This window comes from Amycolatopsis thermoflava N1165 (genome assembly GCF_000473265.1).
GTDB lineage: Bacteria > Actinomycetota > Actinomycetes > Mycobacteriales > Pseudonocardiaceae > Amycolatopsis_E > Amycolatopsis_E thermoflava.
Map to the genome: position 1 here is coordinate 928,365 of NZ_KI421511.1, position 21,919 is coordinate 950,283.

At 71.7% G+C, this 21,919-nt stretch carries 18 protein-coding genes and 1 pseudogene; 14 read left to right on the forward strand and 5 right to left on the reverse strand.

What is annotated here, in order from left to right; all coding sequences use genetic code 11:
• Positions 1-4: 4 nt before the first annotated feature.
• The 8 genes from AMYTH_RS0104660 to AMYTH_RS0104695 are packed head-to-tail and all read left to right on the forward strand — an operon-like array spanning position 5 to position 9,689.
• Positions 5-1,456 carry an aldehyde dehydrogenase gene (locus tag AMYTH_RS0104660; RefSeq protein ID WP_027929306.1) on the forward strand — a complete coding sequence of 484 codons (1,452 nt, stop codon included), beginning with the start codon at positions 5-7 and terminating at the stop codon, positions 1,454-1,456.
• Entirely contained in the window at positions 1,453-2,280 is an 828-nt protein-coding gene (locus AMYTH_RS0104665) for a mycofactocin-coupled SDR family oxidoreductase (protein WP_027929307.1), read from the forward strand. The genes AMYTH_RS0104660 and AMYTH_RS0104665 overlap by 4 nt, the downstream gene beginning before the upstream one ends.
• 21 nt (positions 2,281-2,301) lie before the next feature.
• A complete protein-coding gene (locus AMYTH_RS0104670) occupies positions 2,302-3,453 on the forward strand; it encodes an acyl-CoA dehydrogenase family protein (RefSeq protein ID WP_027929308.1) in 1,152 nt (383 codons plus the stop codon).
• Positions 3,450-4,409: an acyl-CoA dehydrogenase family protein gene (locus AMYTH_RS43945; RefSeq protein WP_051362534.1), complete on the forward strand. Its 960-nt coding sequence runs from the start codon at positions 3,450-3,452 to the stop codon at positions 4,407-4,409. Before AMYTH_RS0104670 ends, AMYTH_RS43945 begins: the two co-directional genes overlap by 4 nt.
• A complete protein-coding gene (locus AMYTH_RS43950; RefSeq protein ID WP_051362535.1) occupies positions 4,406-4,825 on the forward strand; it encodes a Zn-ribbon domain-containing OB-fold protein in 420 nt (139 codons plus the stop codon). The genes AMYTH_RS43945 and AMYTH_RS43950 overlap by 4 nt, the downstream gene beginning before the upstream one ends.
• Entirely contained in the window at positions 4,826-5,995 is a 1,170-nt protein-coding gene (locus tag AMYTH_RS0104685) for a thiolase C-terminal domain-containing protein (protein ID WP_027929309.1), read from the forward strand.
• 2 nt (positions 5,996-5,997) lie between these two features.
• Positions 5,998-8,214, forward strand: coding sequence for a CaiB/BaiF CoA-transferase family protein (locus AMYTH_RS43955; RefSeq protein ID WP_051362536.1), 2,217 nt, complete (start codon positions 5,998-6,000; stop codon positions 8,212-8,214).
• The gene (locus tag AMYTH_RS0104695; protein WP_027929310.1) at positions 8,211-9,689 is read left to right on the forward strand and encodes a class I adenylate-forming enzyme family protein; all 1,479 of its coding nucleotides are present in this window, start codon (positions 8,211-8,213) and stop codon (positions 9,687-9,689) included. Before AMYTH_RS43955 ends, AMYTH_RS0104695 begins: the two co-directional genes overlap by 4 nt.
• Positions 9,690-9,699: 10 nt before the next feature.
• Here AMYTH_RS0104695 and AMYTH_RS0104700 read toward each other — a convergent pair whose 3' ends face one another.
• Positions 9,700-10,467, reverse strand: a complete 768-nt coding sequence (locus AMYTH_RS0104700) for an SDR family NAD(P)-dependent oxidoreductase (RefSeq protein WP_027929311.1) — start codon at positions 10,465-10,467, stop codon at positions 9,700-9,702.
• Positions 10,468-10,548: 81 nt separating this feature from the next.
• Here AMYTH_RS0104700 and AMYTH_RS0104705 point away from each other — a divergent pair, with 81 nt between their 5' ends.
• From AMYTH_RS0104705 to AMYTH_RS0104715, 3 genes are read left to right on the forward strand one after another with little or no spacing between them, the layout of a single operon-like run.
• Positions 10,549-11,379 carry an enoyl-CoA hydratase/isomerase family protein gene (locus AMYTH_RS0104705; protein WP_228684567.1) on the forward strand — a complete coding sequence of 277 codons (831 nt, stop codon included), beginning with the start codon at positions 10,549-10,551 and terminating at the stop codon, positions 11,377-11,379.
• Positions 11,376-12,299 carry an acyl-CoA dehydrogenase family protein gene (locus tag AMYTH_RS43960; RefSeq protein WP_157360538.1) on the forward strand — a complete coding sequence of 308 codons (924 nt, stop codon included), beginning with the start codon at positions 11,376-11,378 and terminating at the stop codon, positions 12,297-12,299. Before AMYTH_RS0104705 ends, AMYTH_RS43960 begins: the two co-directional genes overlap by 4 nt.
• The gene (locus tag AMYTH_RS0104715; RefSeq protein WP_027929313.1) at positions 12,296-13,405 is read left to right on the forward strand and encodes an acyl-CoA dehydrogenase family protein; all 1,110 of its coding nucleotides are present in this window, start codon (positions 12,296-12,298) and stop codon (positions 13,403-13,405) included. Before AMYTH_RS43960 ends, AMYTH_RS0104715 begins: the two co-directional genes overlap by 4 nt.
• A gap of 33 nt (positions 13,406-13,438) precedes the next feature.
• Here AMYTH_RS0104715 and AMYTH_RS0104720 read toward each other — a convergent pair whose 3' ends face one another.
• Complete coding sequence (locus tag AMYTH_RS0104720; protein ID WP_037322263.1) at positions 13,439-14,281, reverse strand: FadR/GntR family transcriptional regulator; 843 nt, start codon at positions 14,279-14,281, stop codon at positions 13,439-13,441.
• 135 nt (positions 14,282-14,416) lie between these two features.
• Positions 14,417-15,649: a cytochrome P450 gene (locus tag AMYTH_RS0104725; RefSeq protein ID WP_027929315.1), complete on the reverse strand. Its 1,233-nt coding sequence runs from the start codon at positions 15,647-15,649 to the stop codon at positions 14,417-14,419.
• Between the two features lie 107 nt (positions 15,650-15,756).
• On the opposite strand from AMYTH_RS0104725, the gene AMYTH_RS0104730 reads away from it, so the two are divergent.
• Complete coding sequence (locus tag AMYTH_RS0104730) at positions 15,757-17,415, forward strand: FAD-dependent oxidoreductase (RefSeq protein ID WP_027929316.1); 1,659 nt, start codon at positions 15,757-15,759, stop codon at positions 17,413-17,415.
• A 56-nt stretch (positions 17,416-17,471) separates the two neighbouring features.
• Here the strand turns inward: AMYTH_RS0104730 and AMYTH_RS0104735 are convergent, their stop codons facing one another.
• Both AMYTH_RS0104735 and AMYTH_RS0104740 read right to left on the reverse strand, forming a co-directional pair.
• Complete coding sequence (locus AMYTH_RS0104735) at positions 17,472-18,632, reverse strand: Vgb family protein (protein ID WP_027929317.1); 1,161 nt, start codon at positions 18,630-18,632, stop codon at positions 17,472-17,474.
• 145 nt (positions 18,633-18,777) lie between these two features.
• Positions 18,778-19,956, reverse strand: a complete 1,179-nt coding sequence (locus AMYTH_RS0104740; protein ID WP_027929318.1) for a thiolase family protein — start codon at positions 19,954-19,956, stop codon at positions 18,778-18,780.
• Positions 19,957-20,129: 173 nt separating this feature from the next.
• On the opposite strand from AMYTH_RS0104740, the pseudogene AMYTH_RS43965 reads away from it, so the two are divergent.
• Both AMYTH_RS43965 and AMYTH_RS0104750 read left to right on the forward strand, forming a co-directional pair.
• Positions 20,130-21,100 (forward strand): annotated as a pseudogene (locus AMYTH_RS43965) (NAD(P)H-dependent flavin oxidoreductase).
• Between the two features lie 15 nt (positions 21,101-21,115).
• The gene (locus AMYTH_RS0104750; RefSeq protein ID WP_027929319.1) at positions 21,116-21,877 is read left to right on the forward strand and encodes a 3-hydroxyacyl-CoA dehydrogenase; all 762 of its coding nucleotides are present in this window, start codon (positions 21,116-21,118) and stop codon (positions 21,875-21,877) included.
• Positions 21,878-21,919 lie beyond the last annotated feature (42 nt).

Sequence of the window (21,919 nt, forward strand, 5' to 3'; positions counted from 1 at the left end):
AGACATGAGCACCGTCATCGAGCACCTGCTGGTCGACGGCCGTCCGGTCCCGGCGACCGGCGCGGAACGGGTCACGCTGGTCAACCCGGCCACCGAGGAGGTCCTCGGGTCGGTCCCGGTCGCCTCGGCGTCCGATGTGGACACCGCGGTGCGGTCGGCGTCGGCGGCGCTGGCTTCGGCGCAGTGGCGCAAGCTCGGCCCGGCCGACCGGGCCGCGCTGCTGCGGCGGCTCGCGGAGATCATCGAATCGCGGGCCGGTGAACTTGCCGCGCTGATCTCGCGGCAGAACGGCATGCCGGTCAAGATGGCCCGCTGGGGCAACGCGTTCGGCGCCGCCGCGGCCTACCGCTACTACGCCGACCTCGTCGAGGGGATCGCCGAGGAGGAGGACCGGCCCGGAGAGCCCGCGCACGCCGTCGTCCGCCGCGAACCGGTCGGCGTGGTCGGCATCATCGCGCCGTGGAACGGCCCGCAGATCCTGGTCGCCTGGAAGCTCGCCCCGGCACTGGCCGCGGGCTGCACCGCGGTGCTCAAACCGGCCCCGGAGACCAGCCTCGACGCGCACTGGCTCGCCGAGGCGGTGCTGGAGGCCGGGTTCCCGCCGGGCGTGCTCAACGTGGTCACCGGCGGCCGCGACACCGGGATGGCGCTGGTGGAGCACCCGCTGGTCGCGAAGGTCGCCTTCACCGGGTCCACCGCGGCCGGACGGGAGATCGCCGCGGCCTGCGGGGCGGCACTCAAGCCGGTGACGCTGGAGCTGGGCGGCAAGAGCGCGGCGATCCTGCTCGACGACGCCGACCTCGACGCGTTCAGCGGCCAGGCGGCGCGGCTGTGCGCCCCCAACTCCGGGCAGGTCTGCTACTCCTGCACCCGGGTGCTGGCGCCCGAGGACCGCTACGACTCGGTGGTCGACGCCGTGGTCGCCGGGATGCGTGCCGCGCGGCTGGGTGACCCGGCCGACCGCGGCACCGACTTCGGCCCGCTGGTGAGCGCACGGCAGCTGGACCGGGTCGCCGGATACGTGGAGACCGGCCGTCGCGAAGGCGCCGAGGTGGTGCTGGGCGGGTCTCGGCCGTCGGGGTTCCCGCGCGGGTTCTTCTACGCGCCGACGGTGTTCCGCGGGGTGCACAACCGGATGACGATCGCCCGCGAGGAGATCTTCGGCCCGGTGGTCGTCGTGATCCCCTACCGCGGCGAGGACGAGGCCGTCGAGATCGCCAACGACTCCGAGTACGGCCTCGGCGGCTCGGTGTTCACCGCCGACCCCGGGCGCGGCATGGACGTGGCCCGGCGCGTGGAGACCGGCACCATCGGCATCAACGGCTACGACCTCAGCATGGCGGCGCCGTTCGGCGGGTACAAGGCCAGCGGGCTGGGCCGGGAGCTCGGCCCCGAGGGCCTCACCCCGTATTACGCGGTCAAGTCCATCTACAACGCACCCCGGGTGGGCTCATGACCGACCTCACCGGCAAAGTCGCCTTCATCACCGGCGCCGCGCGCGGGCAGGGCCGGTCACACGCCCTCGCGCTGGCGCGCGCCGGCGCGGCGGTCGTCGCCACCGACTGCTGCGCGCAGATCCCGACCGTGCCCTACCCGATGTCCACTCCGGACGACCTCGCCGAAACCGTCGCGGGTGTGGAGGAAGCCGGCGGGCGCGGGATCGGCGTGGTCGCCGACGTGCGGTCCCGCGACCAGCTGGACGACGCGGTGCGCCAAGGCGTGGACGCCTTCGGTCGCATCGACGTCGTGATCGCCAACGCGGGCGTCGCGCAGGGTTTCCCCGAAGAAGAGACCCACTCGCCCGGTCAGATCTGGGACGACTACCTCGCGGTGAACCTGACCGGCGCCTGGAACACCATCCAGGCCACCGCCCCGGTGCTCGTCGAGGGCGGCCGCGGCGGCAGCGTCATCCTCATCAACTCCACCTCGGGCCTGAAGGGCATGTCCCGGGGCGACGCCCGCAGCGACGCCTACACCGCGGCCAAGCACGGCCAGCTGGGCCTGATGAAGGCCTACGCGCTCGAACTCGGCCCGCACGGGATCCGCGTCAACTGCGTCCACCCCACCGCGGTGGCGACGCCGATGATCGAGAACCCGGCGATGAAGGCCTGGGTCGAGCACAACCTGCCACGCGTGCCGAGCCGCTTCGGCGACGCGATGCACGCCGGGCGCCTGCAACCCGAAGAGATCAGCGCGGCCGTCCTGTGGCTCGCGTCCGACGCCGCGAAGCACGTCACCGGTGTGAGCCTGCCGGTCGACGCGGGCTTCGCCGTCGTGTGAATTCCCGATACGGAGGATCGTGTGGATTTCCAAGATTCCGAGCGCGGCGCGGCTTTGCGCCGCGAGCTGCGCGACCTGGTGCGCTCGGCGATGCCGCGCGAGTACCTCGGCGCCTTCACCACTGACCCGCGCGATCTGGAGCTGGCGCAGAACTTCTGCAAGCTGCTCGCGGACAAGGGCCAGCTGACGCCGGCCTGGCCGGTCGAGTACGGCGGCGCCGCGTCCAGCCCGTGGGAACAGGCGATCATGCGCGAGGAGATGTGGGCGCACTTCGAACCCCGCGGCGCGCAGTACATGGGCGTCAACTGGGTGGGCCCGGCGATCATGCGCTTCGGCACCGAGGCCCAGCGCGCCGAGCACCTCGAGCGCATCGCCCGCGGCCAGGTCATCTGGTGCCAGGGCTTCTCCGAGCCGGAGGCCGGTTCGGATCTGGCGTCACTGCGCACCGCGGCCGTGGCCGACGGCGACGGCTGGCGGGTGCGCGGCCAGAAGATCTGGACCTCCTACGCGACGATGGCCGACTGGTGCTTCCTGCTCGCCCGCACCAGCCGGGGCGACAAGAAGCACCACGGCATCACGGTGTTCCTGGTGCCGATGGACCGCCCGGGGATCCGGGTCGTGCCGATCAAGGCGATGGTCGGCCCGCACCACCTCAACGAGGTCTACTTCGACGACGTCGTGGTGACGCGCGAGGACGTGCTCGGCGAGGTCGACCAGGGCTGGTCGATCGTGCGGGAGGCGCTGGCGTTCGAGCGCGTCGGGATCGCGCGGTACGCGCGGTGCGACCGGCTGCTCAACCTCGCGCCGGTGATGCTCGCCGACCGGTGGGACGCGCTGCCCGCCGAGCTGAAGCAGCGGTGGGCCAAGGCGCTCGTGCACACCCGGCAGGCGCGGCTGCTGGCCTACCGGGTGATCGAGAAGCAGGAGACCGGGACGGTCGACCCGGCGGACGCGGCCGCCTACCGCATCGTCGCGACCCAGGTGGATCAGGAAGTGGCAGAGGTGCTGATGGACATGATCGAGGAACGAGCCGTGGGCGCGGGCGACGCGGCCCGGCTGTTCGAGCGCGCGGTGGACGACCACTGGCGCTATGCCCAGGCCGCGACCGTGGCCTCGGGCAGCATCGAGGTGCAGCGGATGCTGCTCTCGCGCACGCTGCTGGGGGCGAAGTGAAGACCGAACTGAGCGCCGAGGCGCTCGAACTGGAGCAGGTGGTCGAGGCAGCGCTGCGCAAGGCGGGCGGGTTCGAGCTGGTGCGGCAGGCCGAGGCGGGCGAGCCGTCCGGCACGGTGCGGACCCTGCTCGCCGAGATCGGGGTGTGGGAGCTGCGGCCCCGGGAGTCCGCGGTGGACGGTGAAGCGGCGGCGGCCGTCTGCCGCGCCGCCGGGCGTTTCGCGTTGCCGTACCCGGTCGCGCAGCGGCTCGCCGGGGACCCGGAGTCCGGAGTGGACGCGGTGGCCGTGGTGCCGCTGCCGTCCCCGCGGATCAACCTGGCCGACGTGGACCCCGCGCTGAGCTGGTTCGCCCTGGACGGCCGGGGCCGCCGGGCCCCGGTGGTGTCCACCGGGACGCGGGTGGGCTCGAAGCTGGGTGCCCTGGCGTGCCCGGTGGAGCTGGGGGAGTGGTCCGGTGACGGCGGGCTCACCCCGCTCGCGCTGACACTGCCCTGTTGGGTCCTGCTCGGCATGGTCGACGAGGCGCTGCGGATGACCCGGCGCCACCTGCTCGACCGGCAGCAGTTCGGCCGCCCGCTGGCCACGTTCCAGGCCCTGCAGTTCCAGCTGGCCGACACCGCGGCGCAGCTGCAGGGCTTCGAGGAGCTGGCGAAGTACACGCTGTGGTCGGTGCTGTCCGAGCAGCCGGGCGCCGCCACCGACGCGGTGGCGCTGCGGATGTCCGCGCTGGAGACGGCCGAGACGGTGTTCCGCACCGGGCACCAGATGTTCGGCGCGATGGGCTTCTGCGACGAGACGGACCTGTCCTGGCTGTCGCGCCACAGCCAGCCGATCCGCCGCCTGCCGTGGGGCCGTTCGCAGACCCAGGCGCGCCTGCTGGAGACCGTCGAGTCGGTGCCGCTGGCGAGCCTGTTCACCGACACCGGCGAAGACCTGCTGGTGACCGGCACATGACCGGGGAACGCAACGCGGCGGTCGAGTTCGGCCGGCGGGTCGACGCGCCGTACTGGGCGGGCCTGGCCGAGGGCGAGCTGCGGATCCAGCGCTGCACGTCCTGCCGGCGCTGGGCCTGGCCCGCGGACTGGCGCTGTCCCGGCTGCGGCTCCTACGACCTCGGCTGGGAGGCGGTGGAGGCGGTGGGCACCGTGTTCAGCCGGATCCGCACGCACTACCCGTTCGTCCCGGCCTACGCCGACCTCGTGCCCTACGACAACGTGCTGGTGGAGCTGCCGCAGGCGGGCGGTGCCCGGCTCATCGGACTGCTCACCGGCGGCGGCGCGCGCATCGGCGACCGGGTGCGTGGCACGTTCGTGGCCGCCTCGGAGCGCACCGCCGGACTGCCGGTGCTGACCTGGACGAAGGAGTCCTGAATGGGCAAGCGACCCACCGGCGTGGCCGTCGTGGGAATCGGGATCACGCCATACCACAAGCGCGGCGCGTCCCCGGACGCCGAACGCAAGCTGCTGCTCAAGGCCATCGACGCGGCCGCGGCCGACGTCGGGATCCCGGCGAGCGAGATCGACGGCTTCTGCTCCTACGGCGCCGACGTGCAGGAGGGCACCCGGCTCGCCGGGCCGCTGGGCACCCGCGAGCTGCGCTGGAGCAGCCTCGTGTGGGGCGGTGGCGGCGGGGGCAGCGCCGGGGCGATCGCGATGGCCGAGGCGGCGATCCTGTCCGGGCACGCCGAAACGGTCGTCGTCTACCGCGCCACCGCGGAGTCCTCCAGCGGGCGGCTGCTGCGCGCGGTCAGCCAGGGCGTGTTCGGGCCGCACTACGCCGCGCACGGTGTGGATTCGCCCGCACAGGCGCTCGGGTTGCGCACGCAGCGGCTCATCGAGCACGACGGCATCCCGCCGTCGGCGCTGCGCGCGATCGCCCAGGCCTGCTACCACCACGCGGGCAAGAACCCGGACGCGGTCGGGCACGGGGTGGACCTCACCGACGAGAAGTACGAGTCGTCGCGCTGGATCGTGGAACCGTTGCGGCTGTTCGACTCCTCCCGCGAGAACGACGCGGCGGCGGCGATCATCCTGACCTCCGCCGAGCGCGCTCGCGACCTCACCGACAAGCCGGTGTACCTGCTGGCGTCGGCCATCGGCGCGGACGGGCCGAAGTGGGGCGAGCTGGACGAGAACCACGAGCCGTACACGTCCTCGTCGCAGGTCTCGGCGGGCCGCCGGGTGTGGGAGCGGTCGGGCGCCACGCCCGCCGACGTCGACGCCGTGCAGCTGTACGTCAACTTCACCGGTCCCGCCGTCTCGGCCCTGATCGACCTCGGGTTCTGCACCGCGGAGAACGCGGGGGAGTTCCTCACGTTCGAGAACCTGATCGCGCCGGACGGCAAACTGCCGATCTGCACCGGGGGCGGCGACCTCGCAGAAGGCTTCCTGCACGGCATGGGCAACGCCGTGGAGGCGGTCCGGCTGCTGCGGGGCGAGTCGAGCAACCCCGTGCCGGGCGCGCGCCTGTGCCTGGTGTCCGGCGGCCCCATCTCCGAGCTGAGCAGCGCCGCGCTGTTCGCCACGACGGACGGGAGGTGATCATGTCCGAGGCGGTTCTCGCCGGCCTGCGGGTCGTCGACCTCGCCGAGGGGATTCCCGGTCCCTTCGCCACGCGCCTGCTGGCCGAGGCCGGTGCGGACGTGGTGAAGGTGGAGCGCCCCGGTGGTGACCCGGCGCGGCAGCTGTGGCCGGCCGGGTTCGCCACCTGGAACCGAAGCAAGCGCGGGGTGGTGCTGGACCTCGCCGGGCAGCGGGGGCAGCTGGACGAGCTGCTGGCTCGCGCCGACGTGCTGGTCCACTCGCTGCCGATCGGACGGGCGCGGGAGCTCGGCCTCGACGAGGCGAGCCTGGCCGCCCGCCACCCGCACCTGGTGCTCGGCTCGGTCCCGGCCTATCCGGCGGGGCATCCGCGGGAGAACTGGGACGCGCCGGACTCGCTCGTCCAGGCCGCCGAGGGGTTCATGGACGAGCAGCAGGGCAACCGCGAGGGCCCCATCTTCGTGCGGATGCCGTTCCCCAGCTGGTGCGCGGCCTATCTGCTCGCCGCCGGCGTGCTGGCGCGGCTCGTGCAGCGCGAGCGGACCGGGGTGGTCCGGGCCATGCACACCAGCGTCTTTCAGGGCGCGCTCGCCCCGGCCGCGTTGTACTGGCAGCGGTCCGAGCGCCTGCCCGCCGGGCTGAACGGGCACACGCTGCCCAAGATCTGGCCGGACGCGGCGCTGAGCATCTTCGAGTGCGCGGACGGCGAATGGATCCAGCTGGCCGGGGCCATGGGCGGCTGGCTGGAGTCCCCGCCGGTGATCGAGACGCTCGCCGTGCTGGACAAGGTCGACTTGTGCGAGACCGGCGTGACCCCGGCCAACCGGGACGAGTGGCAGCAGGTCTTCCGGCAGCACGACTCGGCGCACTGGATCCGCGAGTTCGGTGAGGCGGACGTGCCGTGCATGCGGATCCGCGACCTCGGCGACTGCTTCACCGACGAACAGGCGCGGGTCAACGGCTACGTCGTCGAGGTCGACGATCCGGTCATCGGGCGTTGCCTGCAGGTCGGACCGCCGATCCGCACCACCCCGGACAGCGTGGTGCGCGGCCCGCTCGCGGAGAGCGCGTTCGAGGAGGTTCTCGCCGCGTTCGGCGAGCCCCGGCCCGCTCCGCGGGGAGAGTCTTCCGGCGCGCTGCCGCTGGCGGGCATCCGCGCCCTGGACTTCGGCGGCGTGGTCGCCGGCCCGTACGGCGCGCAGTGCCTGGCCGAGCTCGGCGCCGACGTGATCAAGGTCGAGCCGCTCTCCGGTGACCGCGGCCGCGGGCTGACGCAGTTCGCCGGGTCGAACCGGGGCAAGCGCTCGATCGCGCTGGACCTCAAGGACGACTCGGCGCGGGAACCGCTGCGCCGCCTGGTCGAGCGCGCCGACATCGTCCTGCACAACATGCGGCTGCGCGCCGCGAAGCGGCTGGGCATCGACGCCGACGGGCTGCGCGCGGTCAACCCGCGGGTGGTGTTCAGCCACGTCAGCGCCAACGGGCAGCACGGCCCGCTCGCGGCCTACCCGGGCTACGACCCGACGGCGCAGGCGCTGACCGGCTGGGAGCGCGCCAACGCCGGCGCGGGCCGGCCGCCGATGTGGCTGCGCAACTCGATCCTGGACGTGCAGGCCGGGCTCGCGGCGTGTGTCGGGGCGCTGCTGCAGCTGTTCCGGCGGGAGCGGACCGGGCTGGCGGGGGAGGCGGCGACCTCCCTGCTGGCGGTCGGCATGACCATGGCCGGCGAGGTGGCCCTGCCGGTGTCCGGCGAGCGGCTGCGGGTGGACCGCGTCGACGCGGACCAGACGGGCGTGTCACCCGCGCACCGGATCCTCCAGGTCCGCGACGGTTGGGTCGCGATCGCCGCACGCACCGACGAGGAGCTGGCGCGGCTCTACCGCCTCACCGGCACGGCGTCCCCGGCCGAAACCTTTCGCGGACTCGGCACCGACGAGTTGCTGGCCCGGCTCGCGGAAGCCGGCGTGCCGGCGACCCGCGTCGCGTTCGACCGGATGAATGCCTTCTTCGACGATCCGCACCACCGCGCGCTGGGCTTCAGTCGCACGCTGGACACCAGCGGCTACGGGCGCCTCGACGTTGTCGGGGGCTTCTGGAGCGCCGGGCGCACCGGCGAGTCGGTGCCCGCCCTCGGCGAGCACACAGCCGAAGTGCTGCGCGAACTCGATTCCCATTCAGGAGTGACACCGATGATGACCCGTGAGGCGGTGGCCCGATGAACATCGCGATGCTGCTGGACATGGTGGCCGACGCGGCCGGCGACCGGCGTGCCGTCGGGAAGGCCACCTACGCCGAGTTGCGGGACCATGCGCGCGCCGTGGCCGCCCACCTGGCCGGGCGGGACGCCCGCCGGCTGGTGCTCGCCGGGCTCAACACCGACGCCATCCCGGCCATGGTGTTCGGCGCCGCGCAGGCGCGGGTCCCGTTCACCGCGGTGAACTACCGCCTGGCCGACGACCGGCTGCGCGACGTCCTGGGCCGCGCCGCGCCGGCCGTCGTGGTCGCCGACGAACAGACGCGGCCGCGCGTCGAGGGCGTCGCCGGGCTGGATTTCGCGACCGAGGCGGAGCTGCTGGCCCCGACGGCGGCCGAGCCCGGCGACGGTGGCTCGGACGTGGCGATCGCGTTGTTCACCAGCGGCACCACCGGGACGCCGAAGCTGGTGCTGCTGCGCCATCACAACCTGGTGTCCTACATCCTGTCCACAGTGGACTTCCTGTCCGCGGGCGAGGACGAGGCGGCGCTGGTGAGCGTGCCGCAGTACCACATCGCCGGCATGGCGGCGGTGCTGTCCAACGTGTACCTCGGGCGGCGGCTGGTGTACCTGCCGCAGTTCGACGCGCGCAGGTGGGTCGAACTGGCCGAGGCCGAGCGCATCACCCACGCGATGATCGTGCCGACGATGCTCGGCCGGATCCTTGATGTGCTGGCCGAGACCGGGACCACGCTGCCGCACCTGCGGCACCTGTCCTACGGCGGCGGGCGGATGCCGACCCCCGTGGTGGAGCGCGCCATGCGGCTGTTGCCCGAGGTCGGGTTCGTCAACGCGTACGGGTTGACCGAGACGAGCTCCACGATCGCGTTGCTCGGCCCGGACGACCACCGGGCCGCGGCGGCGAGCGCGGATGCGGCGGTCCGCGCGCGGCTGGGTTCGGTGGGCCGCGCGGTGCCGGGCGTGGAGATCGAGATCCGGGACGCCGACGGCGCGGTGCTGCCCGCCGGCGAGGTCGGCGAGGTCTTCGTCCGCGGCGACCAGGTGGCGGGGGAGTACGAGGGCGCCGACGCGCGGGACGAGCAGGGCTGGTTCCGCACTAACGACAACGGCCGCCTGGACGCCGACGGCTACCTGTTCATCGAGGGCCGGGCCGACGACGTGATCGTGCGGGGCGGGGAGAACATGTCGCCGGGCGAGATCGAGGACGTCCTGTTCCGGCACCCTGCCGTGGCCGAGGTCGCGGTGGTCGGCGTGCCGGATGTCGAATGGGGTGAGACGGTCGCGGCCGCGGTGGTCTTCCACAAGGGGCGCAAGGCGGAGCCCGACGAGTTGCGGGCCTGGGTGAAGGAGCGCCTGCGTTCCTCGCGCGCACCGTCCATCGTGGTGGAAAAGGATGCGCTGCCCTACAGCGAGACCGGCAAGTTGTTGCGCCGCGTGCTGCGGGCCGAGCTCGCCGCGGTCCCCGCGGACCGCGGCTGAGCCGGTGATCTCAGTGCGCGGTCCAGCCGCCGTCGACGACGAGGGTCTGCCCGGTGACGTAGCCGCTGGCATCGCTGGCGAGGTACAGCAGGGCGCCGTCGAAGTCGGCGGCGGTGCCGTGCCGGGGGATCAGCGTGTTGTCCAGGATCCAGTTCTGGACCTTCTCGTGGTGGATGACCTGGCTGGTCATCTCGCTTTCGAAGAACCCGGGCGCGATCGCATTGACCCGGATGCCGTGGCGCGCCCACTGTGCCGCCCACTCGCGAGTGATGGCCTCGAGCCCGCCCTTGGAGGCGGCGTAGGTGGCCTGCGGGAAGCGGGCGATGCCGGCCCTGGCGACGATCGAGGTGACGTTGATGATGGAACCGCGGCCGCGTTCCTTCATCGCCGGGAACACCGCCTGCGCCAGGCGGATCGGCGAGACGAGGTTGACGTTGAGGGTGGTGTCGATGTCGTCCGGCGTCTCGTCCTCGGCGCGCACGCCGCCTGCGATGTAGGCGGCGTTGTTGACGAGCACGTCGATGGCGCCGACCGCATGGGTGGCCCGCGCGACGACGTCCGGCACGATCGACGGCTGGGCGAGGTCGGCCTGGACCGGGACGCAGCCGGGGTTCTTCTCGGCGATCTCCGCCAGCAGCGCGGCCCGTCGGCCGACGATCGCGACCTTCGCGCCCGCCTCGCTCAGGGTCTCGGCGAACCGGCGTCCCAGCCCCGCCGTCGCCCCGGTGAGGAGCACCGACTTTCCTTGCAGCGAAAAGAGATCCTGCGCGATGGGCATGACGTTGGGCTCCTGTCCTCGACGACGAGCGGGGATTCTTATACTGTTAAAGATATAGAAGTTAAGCTACCGTATCAAGCCGTGTTGAAAGACGAGGGTTCCATGACCGGGCACCCCTACCAGACCATCCTGCTGGAGCGGACCGACACCGGAGTCGCGGTCGTCACGCTCAACCGCCCCGAGGTGCTGAACGCGTTCAACGAAGCCATGCGCGCCGACTTCGCTCGCTTGTGGACGGAGGTGCGCGAGGATCCGGGGATCCGCGCCGTGGTGCTGCGCGCCGCCGGTGACCGCGCGTTCTCCACCGGGCTGGACGTCACCGAGCGCACCGGCTCCTCCGACAGTCCCTGGCTGGACACGGCCGATCCGTGGGCGGAGACCGAGGATCCCGGGCACCAGCTGAGCCCGAAGCGCAACGGGGTGTGGAAGCCGGTGGTCGCCGCCGTGCACGGGATGTGCGCGGGCGGCGCGTTCTACTGGATCACCGAGTGCGACATCGTGATCTGCAGCCCGGAGGCGACGTTCTTCGACCCGCACGTCACCTACGGCATGGTGGCGGCGCTGGAGCCGATCGCGTTGTCCTACCGCATGCACTTCTCCGAGACCCTGCGGATGGCGCTGCTCGGCCTGTACGAGCGCATGACCGCGGAGACGGCGCGGTCCGCGGGGCTGGTCACCGAAATCGTCGACCGGGACGAGTTGCATGCCCGTGCGCTGCAGCTGGCCGAGGCGATCGCGGCGCAACCGCCGGCGGCGGTGCAGGGCACGGTCAAGGCGATGTGGCAGTCGCTGGACCGCACCCGCGCGCAGGCGCTCGACACGGCCCTGATGTACACGCAGATCGGCAACCCGATCGGCGCCGACGGGCTGGACCGGACGGCGGCGAAACCGGCGAAGTGGTGGACACGATGAGCGAAGACGCCCTGCTGCGGGAAACGGCCGCGGAGATCGCGGAGCAGTGCCGTCCCGAGCAGCACGACGACTGCTGGAAAGCCCTCACCGAGACCGGTTTCAGCGCGTTGCGCGACGCCGACGGGGACGCTCCGGCGGCCACCGCGGCGCAGACCGTCGTCGTGGTCGAGGAGATGGCGAAGGTGGTGTGCGGGGCGCCGCTGGTAGGCGCGCTGCTGGCCGGCGAGGCGCTCCGGCTGGCCGGCGTCGCGCTCGATGAGCCCCTCACGGTGGTGCTGGCCGACGACTTGGGTTCGCTCGGTGCGGGGCTCGCCTGGGACTCCACGGCGGTGTCCCGTGGCCTCGCTCTCGACCAGGGCGAGCTGGTGACGGTCGCGCTCGGCGCCGGGGAGCCCTCCGCCGACCTCACCCGGGGCGTGTCCCGGGTCGGCGAGATCGTCGGCCGGTGTGGCGCGACACTCGGCGAGGCGGAGGCGCGGCGGTTCGCCGGCTTCGCGCGCGTGCTGCTCACCGCGGATCTGCTCGGCGCGGCCGGGGGCTTGTTCGGCAAGGCGGTCGAGTACGCCGAGCAGCGTGTGCAGTTCGGCAGGCCGATCGGTTCGTTCCAGGCCGTCCAGCACCTGCTGGCCCGGGCGTTCGCCGACCTGGAGGCGATGCGCAGCACCCTGGCGCACGCGGCGCACGCGATCGACACCGGGGACGACGCCCACGCCTGCGCCCTGGTCGCGAAGGCCTATGCGAACGAGGCCGCGGTCTCGGTGGTGGAGACCGCCATCCAGGTGTTCGGCGGCGTGGCGATCACCTGGGAGTTCCCCGCGCACCTGCACCTGCGGCGCGTGGTGGCGGACGCGCAGGTCTTCGGGACCGCGGACGTCCTGTACGGACTGCTGCACGACGAGGTGGAAGGAGTGGCGCGATGACCGAGGACGTCGCCGCGTTCCGGGCGCGGTTCCGCGAGTGGCTGCGGGACAACGTGATCACGCCGGGGCCGGACGAGCCGCACGCGTTGTTCCTCAAGCGCTGGCACCAGACGCTGTACCAGGGCGGCTGGGTCGGGCTGTCCTGGCCGCGCGAGTACGGCGGCCAGGAGCTGGGCAACGTCTACGATGTCGTGCTCAACGAGGAGATCGGCGCGTCCGGAGCGCCGGACGCGCCGCGCATCGGTTACCTCGGACGCGCGTTGCTGCAGTGGGGCACCGAGGAGCAGCGGCGGAAGTACCTGCCGGGCCTGCTCAGCGGCGCGGACTACTGGTGCCAGGGGTTCTCCGAGCCGGGGGCGGGCTCCGATCTGGCGGGGATCGCCGCCAGGGCGGTGCGGGATGGCGACGTGTACCGGATCAGCGGCCAGAAGGTCTGGACGACCTACGGCGACTACGCCGACTACTGCCTTCTGCTGGCCCGCACCGGGCCGCCGGACGGACGGCACAAGGGGATTTCCGCGTTCGTGGTCCCGATGCGGCTGCCGGGTGTCGAGGTGCGGCCGATCCGGGCGATCACCGACGAGTCGGAGTTCTCGGAGATCTTCCTCGACGGGGTCGAGGTGCCCGCGGAGAACCGGGTGGGCGCCGAGGGTGACGGCTGGGCGATCGCGATGATGACGGTCGCCTACGAGCGCGGGGCCGCCGACGTGGGGTATCTGTCCAAGTTCGGGGCGGCGCTGCAGGAGCTGCGGGCGGAGCTGGCCACGTCCCGGCCGGGCGATCCGCTGGTCCGCCGCGAGCTGGGGCGGCTGGAGGTGCTGTACCGGGTGCTGGGCCAGCATGTCGCCCGCCGGCTGCGCGAGCGGGACGGCTCGGACGCCCCGCCTGGTCCGGAGATGTCGGTGGACAAGCTGCTGATGACCCAGGTGGACCAGGAGCTGCACGCCGGTGCGGTGCGGCTGCTGGGCCCGTCGGCCCTGCTCGGTGAGGCGACCTCGCCGTGGCTGCGCCGCTACCTGTACTCCCGGGCGGCTTCCATCTACGGCGGCTCGGAGCAGATCCAGCTCAACATCCTGGCTCAGCGGGTCCTGGGCCTGCCGCGATGAAGAAAGGGGTGGCGGCCTGGCGGCCGCCACCCCTCAGTCCTGCTGGTAGAGGTTGAGATCCGAATGCCGTGCCGTGACCTCGCGCAACCCGCGCAGCGCGCGGGGCGAGGACGCGTCCACGACGCGGTCGCCGAACTCCGCGAGCACCCGCTTCTGCGAAGCCTTGGTGTGCGAGCGCGCCGCGCGTTCGGCGCCCTCGGCGTCGCCGTCGAGGATGCGGGCCGCGATGCGTTTGTGCGCGTCCAGGGCGCTGCGCTGCTCCCGGCGGTTCGGGTAGCGGCCGGCTTCGGTGACCTCGTGTGCCCAGGTCTCCTCCTGCGCCGTCCACACCGCCACCACGCTGCGCACCACGAGCCGCATCGTCATCTGGGGCACGTGGGCGACGATCAGGTCGTGGAACAGCCGTGCCCGGTGGGTGAACACCGGTCCGTCGCCGATGGCCTCCTCCGTCTCGGCGAGGTTGGCCTCGATCAGCGGACCGAGCAGCTTCGCCCGGTCGGGCAGGCGCGCGCACCCGGCGGCGCACATCGGTTCGAGCTGCAGCACCGAGTCCGCGAGGTCCCGCAGCGGCACCTGCTCGCCCTGCAGCGTCATGCCCAGCGCGTGCGACACCGAACCGCCGTCCGGCCGGTGGATGACCGCGCCGCCGACCTTGCCCCGGCGCACGGTGATCAGACCGTCGACCTCCAGGATGCGCAGCGCTTCGCGCATGGGCGGCGCGCTGACGCCGAACTGCGCGATCAGGTCCTCCTGTTTGGGCAGCATCCCGTCGGTGTAGACGCCGTTGAGGATCTGTTCGCGCAGCTCGGAGGCGATCATCTCGGCGAGGCGGGGCTGCACGCGGGCCCTGCGCGGCCGGTCCAGATGATCGAGCATGAAGGGCTCCCCTCACGGCTGGTCAACAGCGTCTTAGTGTTTATAAGTTTACACAGATTCGGATCGATCCGGTGGCATGCTCACCATCCGGGCGTGCCTGGTCGTCAGGGACCGCCCAGCGTAGTGCATGCGCTCTCAGCCGCGGGGGCGGACGATCAATTTCGCCCAGCCGTTGTTCACGCCCAGCCGCTCGAACCGCCGGGAGGCCGGCCGGTCGACCGCGTAGTCCGGCATCTGGTCCAGCAGGCCTTCCACCGCGAGGCGGAGTTCCATCTTGGCGAGCCAGATGCCCATGCAGAAGTGGATCCCGGCGCCGAAGGTGAGCGGCGGGCCGTCCCGCCGGTCCGGGTCGATGCGGTCCGCCGCGGGAAACACCTCGTCGTCGAGGTTCGCCGACGGGATGACCGCCGCGATCCGGTCGCCCTCGCGGATGCGCACGCCGTCCAGGTCGACGTCGCGGACCGCCGTCCGTGCGACCACCGGCGTCGCCGGGTAGAACCGCACCAGCTCGTCGACGGCGCGCGGGATCCGGGCGCGGTCGGCTTGCAGCTCGCGGCGCAGGTCGCGGTCGGCGTCCAGGTGCCACACCACGTTCTCCAGTGTCGCCGCCGTGGTGCGCACCCCGCCGAGCACGAGCGAGAGGGTCAGCGAGACGATCTCCGGCACGGTCAGGGCGGGCTCCGCGGCGACCATGCGCCCGATGAGGTCGTCGCCCGGGTCCGCGGCCGCGCGGCGGGTCTCGACAATCCGGGTGACCAGCCCTTCCGCCTCCAGGAACTGCGTGGAGGTCACCTCGGCGAGCTTGTCGCGCTCGGAACCCGCCTCGGGGTCGATGGCGAAGGCGTCTTCGAGCATGCGGATGAACCGGGCCTTGTCCGGCACGTCCCGGTCGAGACCGACAAACTTGAAGATGGTCCGCACGGTCAGCTCGAAGCTGAACTCGGCGGCGAAGTCGAACTCCTCGCGCTCGCGCAGGCTGCTCGCCAGCTCGTGGACGATCCCGGCGACCTCGCCTGCCATCCGGCTCTCCACGTAGGGGCGGAGGAAGTAGCGTCGCAACGGGTCGCGCAGCCGGTCGTGTTCCGCGCCGTCCAGCGCGCCAGGGAGGATCAGCGGCGCGTGCGGCGCGGTGGGGATGAGTTTGCCGCCGCGGAGCCCGTCGGCGCTGCGCTCGACGGTGAAGTTCTCCGGCTCGCTGAGTACCCGGCGCGCGTTGGCGTAGGTCGTCGCGACCCAGTAGCCGTCGTGGCTCGTGGTGTAGCCGAGCGGGCACCGGCGGCGGAGTTCCGCGAGCTCCGGCACCGGGTCGCGGTTGAACTCCGGCGAGTGGTGGTCGAACTCGACCGCCAGGTCCTGCTTCGCGTCCATCCGAGCCGTTTCCTTCCCGTCCGCACCGACGTTGCCCCGCCATTGTATCTCATCTTATTAAAGATTACGATGATGCGGCCGTGGAGAGTGCGAGGAGGCACAATCGGATGACGTTCGTCATTTCCCCAGGCTGCTGTCGCGACGCCTCGTGCGTGAGCGTCTGCCCGGTCCAATGCATCCGGCCCCGCCCGGGGGATCCGGAGTTCGAGACCGCGGAGCAGCTCTACATCGACCCCGACGTGTGCATCGACTGCGGCGCGTGCGTCGAGGAATGCCCGGTGGATGCGATCCACCCGGGACACGACCTCCCCGCCGAGCTGGCCGGCTACCTGGACGTCAACGCCGGGTACTTCAGCGATCTGCCGGGCTACGACCGCGTCCCGGTGCGGCGCCCGCGGCCGCGGCTGGACGACGCGCCGGAGGAGCTGCGGGTCGCGGTGGTCGGCACCGGGCCCGCCGCGTGCTACGCGATCACCGAGCTGGCGACCATGCGCGGCACGCGGGTCAGCGTGTTCGAGCGCCAGCCCGCGCCCTTCGGGTTGGTGCGGTCCGGCGTCGCGCCGGACCACCCGCACACCCGGCTGATCGGCGACCGGTTCGGCCCGGTGCTGGCCCGGCCGAACGTCGACTGCTTCTTCGGTGTCGACGTCGGCGCCGACATCACGGTGGACGAGCTGCTCGAGCACCACCACGCGGTCGTCGTCGCGACCGGCGCGCAGGAGGACCGGCGGCTGGGCGTCCCCGGCGAGGACCTGCCCGGCGCCTTCGGTGCGAACGCCTTCGTGGGCTGGTACAACGGCCGTCCCGAGCACGCCGCGGACCGGATGGACTTCTCGGGTGAGCGCGCGGTGGTCATCGGCAACGGCAACGTGGCACTGGACATCGCCCGGATCCTGGTCCGCGACCGGGAGACCCTGGCGCGGACCGACATCGCCGACCACGCGCTGGAGGCGTTACGGCGCAGCACGATCCGGGAGGTCGTCATCGCCGGCCGTCGCGGTCCGGATTCGGTCGCCTGCAGCGCGGGGGAGCTGGGCGAGCTGGCCCGGCTGCAGGACGTGGACCTGACGGTGACGTGCTCGCGCGAGGAACTCGAGCACCTGGAGTCCACTTCGCACACCGGCGACACCCCGCGCCGCCGGGCGAACCTCGTGCTCGAAGCCGCGCGGCGCCCCCAGCGGCCAGGGGCGAAGCGGATCGACTTCCGTTTCCTGTCCGTGCCCGTCGCGATCGAGGGAACGGACCGGGTGGAGGGGATCACCTTCGCCGAGCAGCGCATCGACCGCTCCAGCGGGTCTCCGCTGCTGGTGGAGACCGGGCGGCGAGAAACCCTGCCCGCCTCCGTAGTCGTGAAGGCGATCGGCTATTCGTCGCGGCCGCCGGCCGGTGTGCCCGTCGATCCGGCGAAGGGAGTCATCCCGAACCGGGCGGGCCGGGTGATCGAGGACGGTGAGCCGCTGGCCGGGCTCTACTGCGCCGGTTGGGCCAAGCGCGGGCCGTCCGGTGTCATCGGCAGCAACAAGGTCTGCTCGGAGGAAACCGTCGCCGGCTTGCTGGAGGACTTCACCGCCGGCCGTCTGGCGAAGCCGGTCAAGACCCGCGCGGACCTGGACGCCCTGGTCCGCGCCCGGGTGCCGGGTGTGCTAGGGGCGGCCGGCTGGCAGCGCATCGACGCGGCCGAGCGGGACGCCGGCCGGGCCGCGGGGCGGCCGCGGGTCAAGTTCGTGTCCGTCGAGGAGATGCTGTCCGTCGCGCGGGGCCGCTGAGCACGAAGACGGGGCCGGTCCACTCAGGACCGGCCCCGTCTCGTTGTCCGCGACGATCAGCCGAACACCGGGAAGGTGTTGCTGATGTCCTCGGTGACCGGGATGTCGAAGTAGGCGATCCGGTTGCCGGTGAACTCGGCGAAGAAGATCTTGCCAGGCACCGTGTTGTTCAGGTCGCAGGGCGAGGAGTACGGCGTCGGCGTGCGGAGCTCGTTGTACTCCAGGGTCTTCGGGTCGAACTGGCCGACCTGGTTGCCCAGGGTGAACGTGCCCTGCATGATGTAGAGCTTGCCGTCGCTGCCGAAGCGCATCTGCCCGGGGTTGGGCAGGGGGTTGCCGGTGAGCAGGTTGCTGGGCAGCCCCTTGCGCAGGGCGAGCAGGTCGAACTCCTCGATCTTGCCTGTGGCGTACTCGATGCGGCCAATCTTGTTCGTCAGCGTCTCACCGAAGTAGAGGTACTTGTCGTCCGGCGAAACGGTGAGCCCACCGGGGAACGCGCCCGGGGTCGGGATCGTGTACTCGGTGAACTCGTGGGTGTAGATGTCGAACAGGGCGATCTTGTTGCCGATCGCCTCGGTGAAGGCGATCGTGTTGGCCGGGCCCTTCTCCATCGCGATCGGCCCCGACAGCGGCGTGGGAATGTCGTAACGCTCCCACTGGCCAGTGGCCGGGTCGTAGCTGCCGAAGATGTTCAGTCCGATCAGGGCGAAGTAGAGCTTGCCGTCCTTGCCGAAGCTGTTGTCGAACGGAACGCCCAGCCCGGTGTTGATGGTGGGCGTGGCGGGCAGGTTGATCGGGCCGATGTTGCCCCAGGGGAAGGGGTAGGTGTCGATGTGGAGGGTTTCCGGGTTGAGCCGCCCGAGGGCGTTCCCGGTCGCCTCGACGAACCAGATGCTGCCGTCGGGCCCCTTGTTCTGCCCGCCGGGCAGGCCGGCCAGGTTCGGCAGGGGTGTTTCGCTGACCTGGCCGGTCTCGGGGTCGACCCGCCCGTAGCGGTTGCCGATGAACTGGTCCGTCCACAACTTGCCGTTGTTGTCGACGATGACCTCGCACGGGTAGCTGACCGGCGTGGGGAACGGGGCGTACTCCTTGATGGGGCCCGCCCCGCCCACCGCGCCGTCCGCCGCCGACGCCGGGATGGCGGCGGAGCTCGCGAGCAGGGCGGCACCGGCGACGGCGGTGAGGACTCTGCGTTTCTTGGTGACCGAACGTGGCACTACGGCGTCCTTCCGTGGCTTCGTTGACAGGGAGCGCAGGACCGGCGGCGTCACGTCCGGACGGCCGGTCGCGAGCACGATAGCACATTAACTTTGTAAAGATTAACTGCTTACCTGCGCGCGCGTCCGGCCCTGGTGACGCCTGTCAGAGGCGCTCGACGATGGTCGCGTTGGCCATGCCGCCGCCCTCGCACATCGTCTGCAGCCCGTACCGGGCGCCGGTGGCCTGGAGGTGGTTGACCAGCGTCGTCAGCAGTCGTGTGCCGGAGGCGCCCAGTGCGTGACCGAGTGCGATCGCGCCACCGCGCGGATTCAGCCGTTCGGGGTCCGCGCCGAACTCCTGCTGCCACATCAGTGGGACCGGTGCGAACGCTTCGTTCACCTCGTACGCGCCGATGTCCTCGATCGTGAGTCCGGAGCGGTCCAGCGCCTTACGCGTGGCCGGGACGACGCCGGTGAGCATGAGCAGGGGATCGCTTCCCGTCACCGCGAACGTGTGGAACCGCGCCGTGGGCTGGAGGCCGAGGGCGTTCGCCTTCTCCTCGCTCATGATCAGCACCGCCGACGCGCCGTCGGTGAGCGGCGAAGAGTTGCCCGGCGTGATCTTCCAGTCGATTTCCGGGAAACGCTGGGAAAGGCGTTCGTCGGCGAAGGACGGGTCGAGTCCGGCAAGACCCTCCACGGTGGTCTGCGGGCGGACCGTCTCGTCGGTGCTGATCTTCGTGTTACCTGAGACGACCGGGACGATCTCGCGGTCGAACCCGCCCGCGGACGCGGTGGCGGCCGCCCGGGCGTGGGAGCGCGCCGAGTACTCGTCCAAAGTGGCCCGGTCGAGCTTCCACCGCGCGGCGATCAGCTCGGCCGACACGCCCTGGTTCACCAGGCCCTCGGGGTAACGCGCGCCGACGGCGGGGCCGAACGGGTTCTTGCCCTGTGCGGCGAAGCCCATCGGCACCCGGCTCATCAGTTCGACACCACAGGCGATCACGACGTCGTAGGCGCCGGACAGCACACCTTGGGCGGCGAAGTGCGCGGCCTGCTGACTGGAACCGCACTGGCGGTCGATGGTCGTGGCCGGCACGTGCTCGGGGAATCCGGCGCCGAGCACGGCGCTGCGGGTGATGTTGATCGCCTGCTCACCGGCCTGGCTCACGCAGCCGCCGATGACGTCGTCGATCAGGCCGGGGTCGATTCCGGTGTGCTCCACCAGCTGCCGCAGCACCTGGGAGAGAAGTTCGGCCGGGTGGAGTCCGGACAACTGGCCGCCGGGCTTGCCCTTCCCGGATGCGGTGCGGACCGCGTCGACGATGACAGCACTGGTCATGATGAGTCTCCTGTGGATGGTCGGCGCGAGTGCGCCGGGACTCCTCGACGATCGGAAGAGACGTCCGTGCTGTCAAGCGTTTCCTGGAGACGAGATGTGGCTCACGGGGTTTACGTAGCGCTCGTTCAGGGCGCTATGGTTCTCCTGGACTCGTGATCAGGAGGACTTCTGCAATGGTGCGCACGCGGTTCTGCGACGTCTTCGGGGTCGAGTACCCGATCGTGCAGGGTGGGATGCAGTGGGTGGGCCGCGCGGAGCTGACCTCGGCCGTCGCGAATGCGGGCGGGCTCGGGTTCCTCACCGCGCTCACCCAGCCGACTCCCGAGGATCTGGCGAAGGAGATCGCGCGCTGCCGGGAGATGACCGACAAGCCGTTCGGTGTCAACCTGACCATCCCGCCCACGATCCCCCGCCGCCGTATGCCGAGTACCGCGACGTGATCGTCGAGTCCGGGGTCCCGGTCGTGGAGACCGCGGGATTCAACCCGGCCGAGCACCTGCCCGCCTTCCGCGCGGGCGGGGTCAAGGTGCTGCACAAGTGCACCAGCGTCCGCCACGCCGTGAAGGCCCAGGAGCTGGGCGTGGACGGCATCTCCATCGACGGTTTCGAGTGCGCCGGGCACCCGGGGGAGGACGACATCCCCGGTCTGGTGCTGATCCCGGCCGCCGCGGAGAAGATCACCATCCCGATGATCGCCTCGGGCGGGTTCGGTGACGCGCGGGGTCTGGTGGCGGCGCTGGCGCTGGGCGCGGACGGCATCAACATGGGCACCCGCTTCCTCGCCACCGCCGAAGCCCCGGTGCATGAGAACGTCAAGCGGCAGTTGGTCGCCGGCACCGAGCGGGACACCGAGCTGATCTTCCGCCCGCTGCGCAACACCGCCCGCGTGGCGAGCAACTCGGTCTCCCGCGAGGTGGTCGGGATCCTGGACCGGGGCGGGAAGTTCGAAGACGTGCGCGACCTGGTCGCCGGCGCCCGCGGCCGCAAGGTGTTCGAAGAGGGCGACCTCGAACTGGGTATCTGGTCGGCGGGCATGGTGCAGGGCATCATCAACGACGCGCCCACCGTCGCCGAGCTGATCCAGCGCATCGTCACCGAGGCGCGCGAGCTCATCGCCGGCCGGCTGGCCGGCGTGCTGAACTGAAAGGGGTGTTGTGACATGGAGGTCGGCAACGCGGTCGCGCTGGTGACCGGTGGCGCGTCGGGGCTCGGGCTGGCGACGGTCAGGGAGCTGCACGGCAAGGGCGCGAATGTCGTCATCGTGGATCTGCCCTCGTCGCAGGGTGAGGCGGTGGCCAAGGAGTTGGGCGACGGGGTGGTGTTCGCCGCGGCCGACGTGACCGACGAGGCTCAGGTGTCCGCGGCGCTGGACGCGGCGGAGGCGCTGGGCACGTTGCGGATCGTGGTGAACTGCGCGGGCATCGGCAACGCGCACAAGACGGTGGGCAAGCAGGGCGCCTTCCCGCTGGACGGGTTCGTCAAGGTCATCAATGTCAACCTGGTGGGCACGTTCAACGTGATCCGGCTGGCCGCGGAGCGGATCGCCAAGGCCGAGCCGGTGGGTGAGGAGCGCGGTGTCATCGTCAACACCGCGTCCGTGGCGGCGTTCGACGGGCAGATCGGGCAGGCGGCGTATTCGGCGTCCAAGGGCGGCATTGTCGGGATGACGTTGCCGATCGCGCGGGATCTGGCGAGCCTGAAGATCCGGGTGGTGACGATCGCGCCGGGGTTGTTCCACACGCCGCTGTTCGCGACCCTGCCGGAGGAGGCGATCGCGTCGCTGGGCGCGCAGGTGCCGCACCCCTCGCGGCTGGGCGATCCGACCGAGTTCGCGGCGCTGGCCCGGCACATCGTGGAGAACCCGATGCTCAACGGCGAGACCATCCGGCTCGACGGCGCCATCCGCATGGCCCCGCGCTGACCGTGCGCGCGCTTCAGCTCACGGAACTCACCGGGCCGGAGG

Bases quoted from the DNA above. Each gene is read 5' to 3' on its own strand.
- AMYTH_RS0104660 (WP_027929306.1), top strand. From the start codon at position 5: ATGAGCACCGTCATCGAGCACCTGCTGGTCGACGGCCGTCCGGTCCCG.
- AMYTH_RS0104665 (WP_027929307.1), top strand. From the start codon at position 1,453: ATGACCGACCTCACCGGCAAAGTCGCCTTCATCACCGGCGCCGCGCGC.
- AMYTH_RS43950 (WP_051362535.1), top strand. From the start codon at position 4,406: ATGACCGGGGAACGCAACGCGGCGGTCGAGTTCGGCCGGCGGGTCGAC.
- AMYTH_RS0104685 (WP_027929309.1), top strand. From the start codon at position 4,826: ATGGGCAAGCGACCCACCGGCGTGGCCGTCGTGGGAATCGGGATCACG.
- AMYTH_RS43955 (WP_051362536.1), top strand. From the start codon at position 5,998: ATGTCCGAGGCGGTTCTCGCCGGCCTGCGGGTCGTCGACCTCGCCGAG.
- AMYTH_RS0104695 (WP_027929310.1), top strand. From the start codon at position 8,211: ATGAACATCGCGATGCTGCTGGACATGGTGGCCGACGCGGCCGGCGAC.
- AMYTH_RS0104700 (WP_027929311.1), bottom strand. From the start codon at position 10,467: ATGCCCATCGCGCAGGATCTCTTTTCGCTGCAAGGAAAGTCGGTGCTC.
- AMYTH_RS43960 (WP_157360538.1), top strand. From the start codon at position 11,376: ATGAGCGAAGACGCCCTGCTGCGGGAAACGGCCGCGGAGATCGCGGAG.
- AMYTH_RS0104715 (WP_027929313.1), top strand. From the start codon at position 12,296: ATGACCGAGGACGTCGCCGCGTTCCGGGCGCGGTTCCGCGAGTGGCTG.
- AMYTH_RS0104720 (WP_037322263.1), bottom strand. From the start codon at position 14,281: ATGCTCGATCATCTGGACCGGCCGCGCAGGGCCCGCGTGCAGCCCCGC.
- AMYTH_RS0104725 (WP_027929315.1), bottom strand. From the start codon at position 15,649: ATGGACGCGAAGCAGGACCTGGCGGTCGAGTTCGACCACCACTCGCCG.
- AMYTH_RS0104730 (WP_027929316.1), top strand. From the start codon at position 15,757: ATGACGTTCGTCATTTCCCCAGGCTGCTGTCGCGACGCCTCGTGCGTG.
- AMYTH_RS0104740 (WP_027929318.1), bottom strand. From the start codon at position 19,956: ATGACCAGTGCTGTCATCGTCGACGCGGTCCGCACCGCATCCGGGAAG.
- AMYTH_RS0104750 (WP_027929319.1), top strand. From the start codon at position 21,116: ATGGAGGTCGGCAACGCGGTCGCGCTGGTGACCGGTGGCGCGTCGGGG.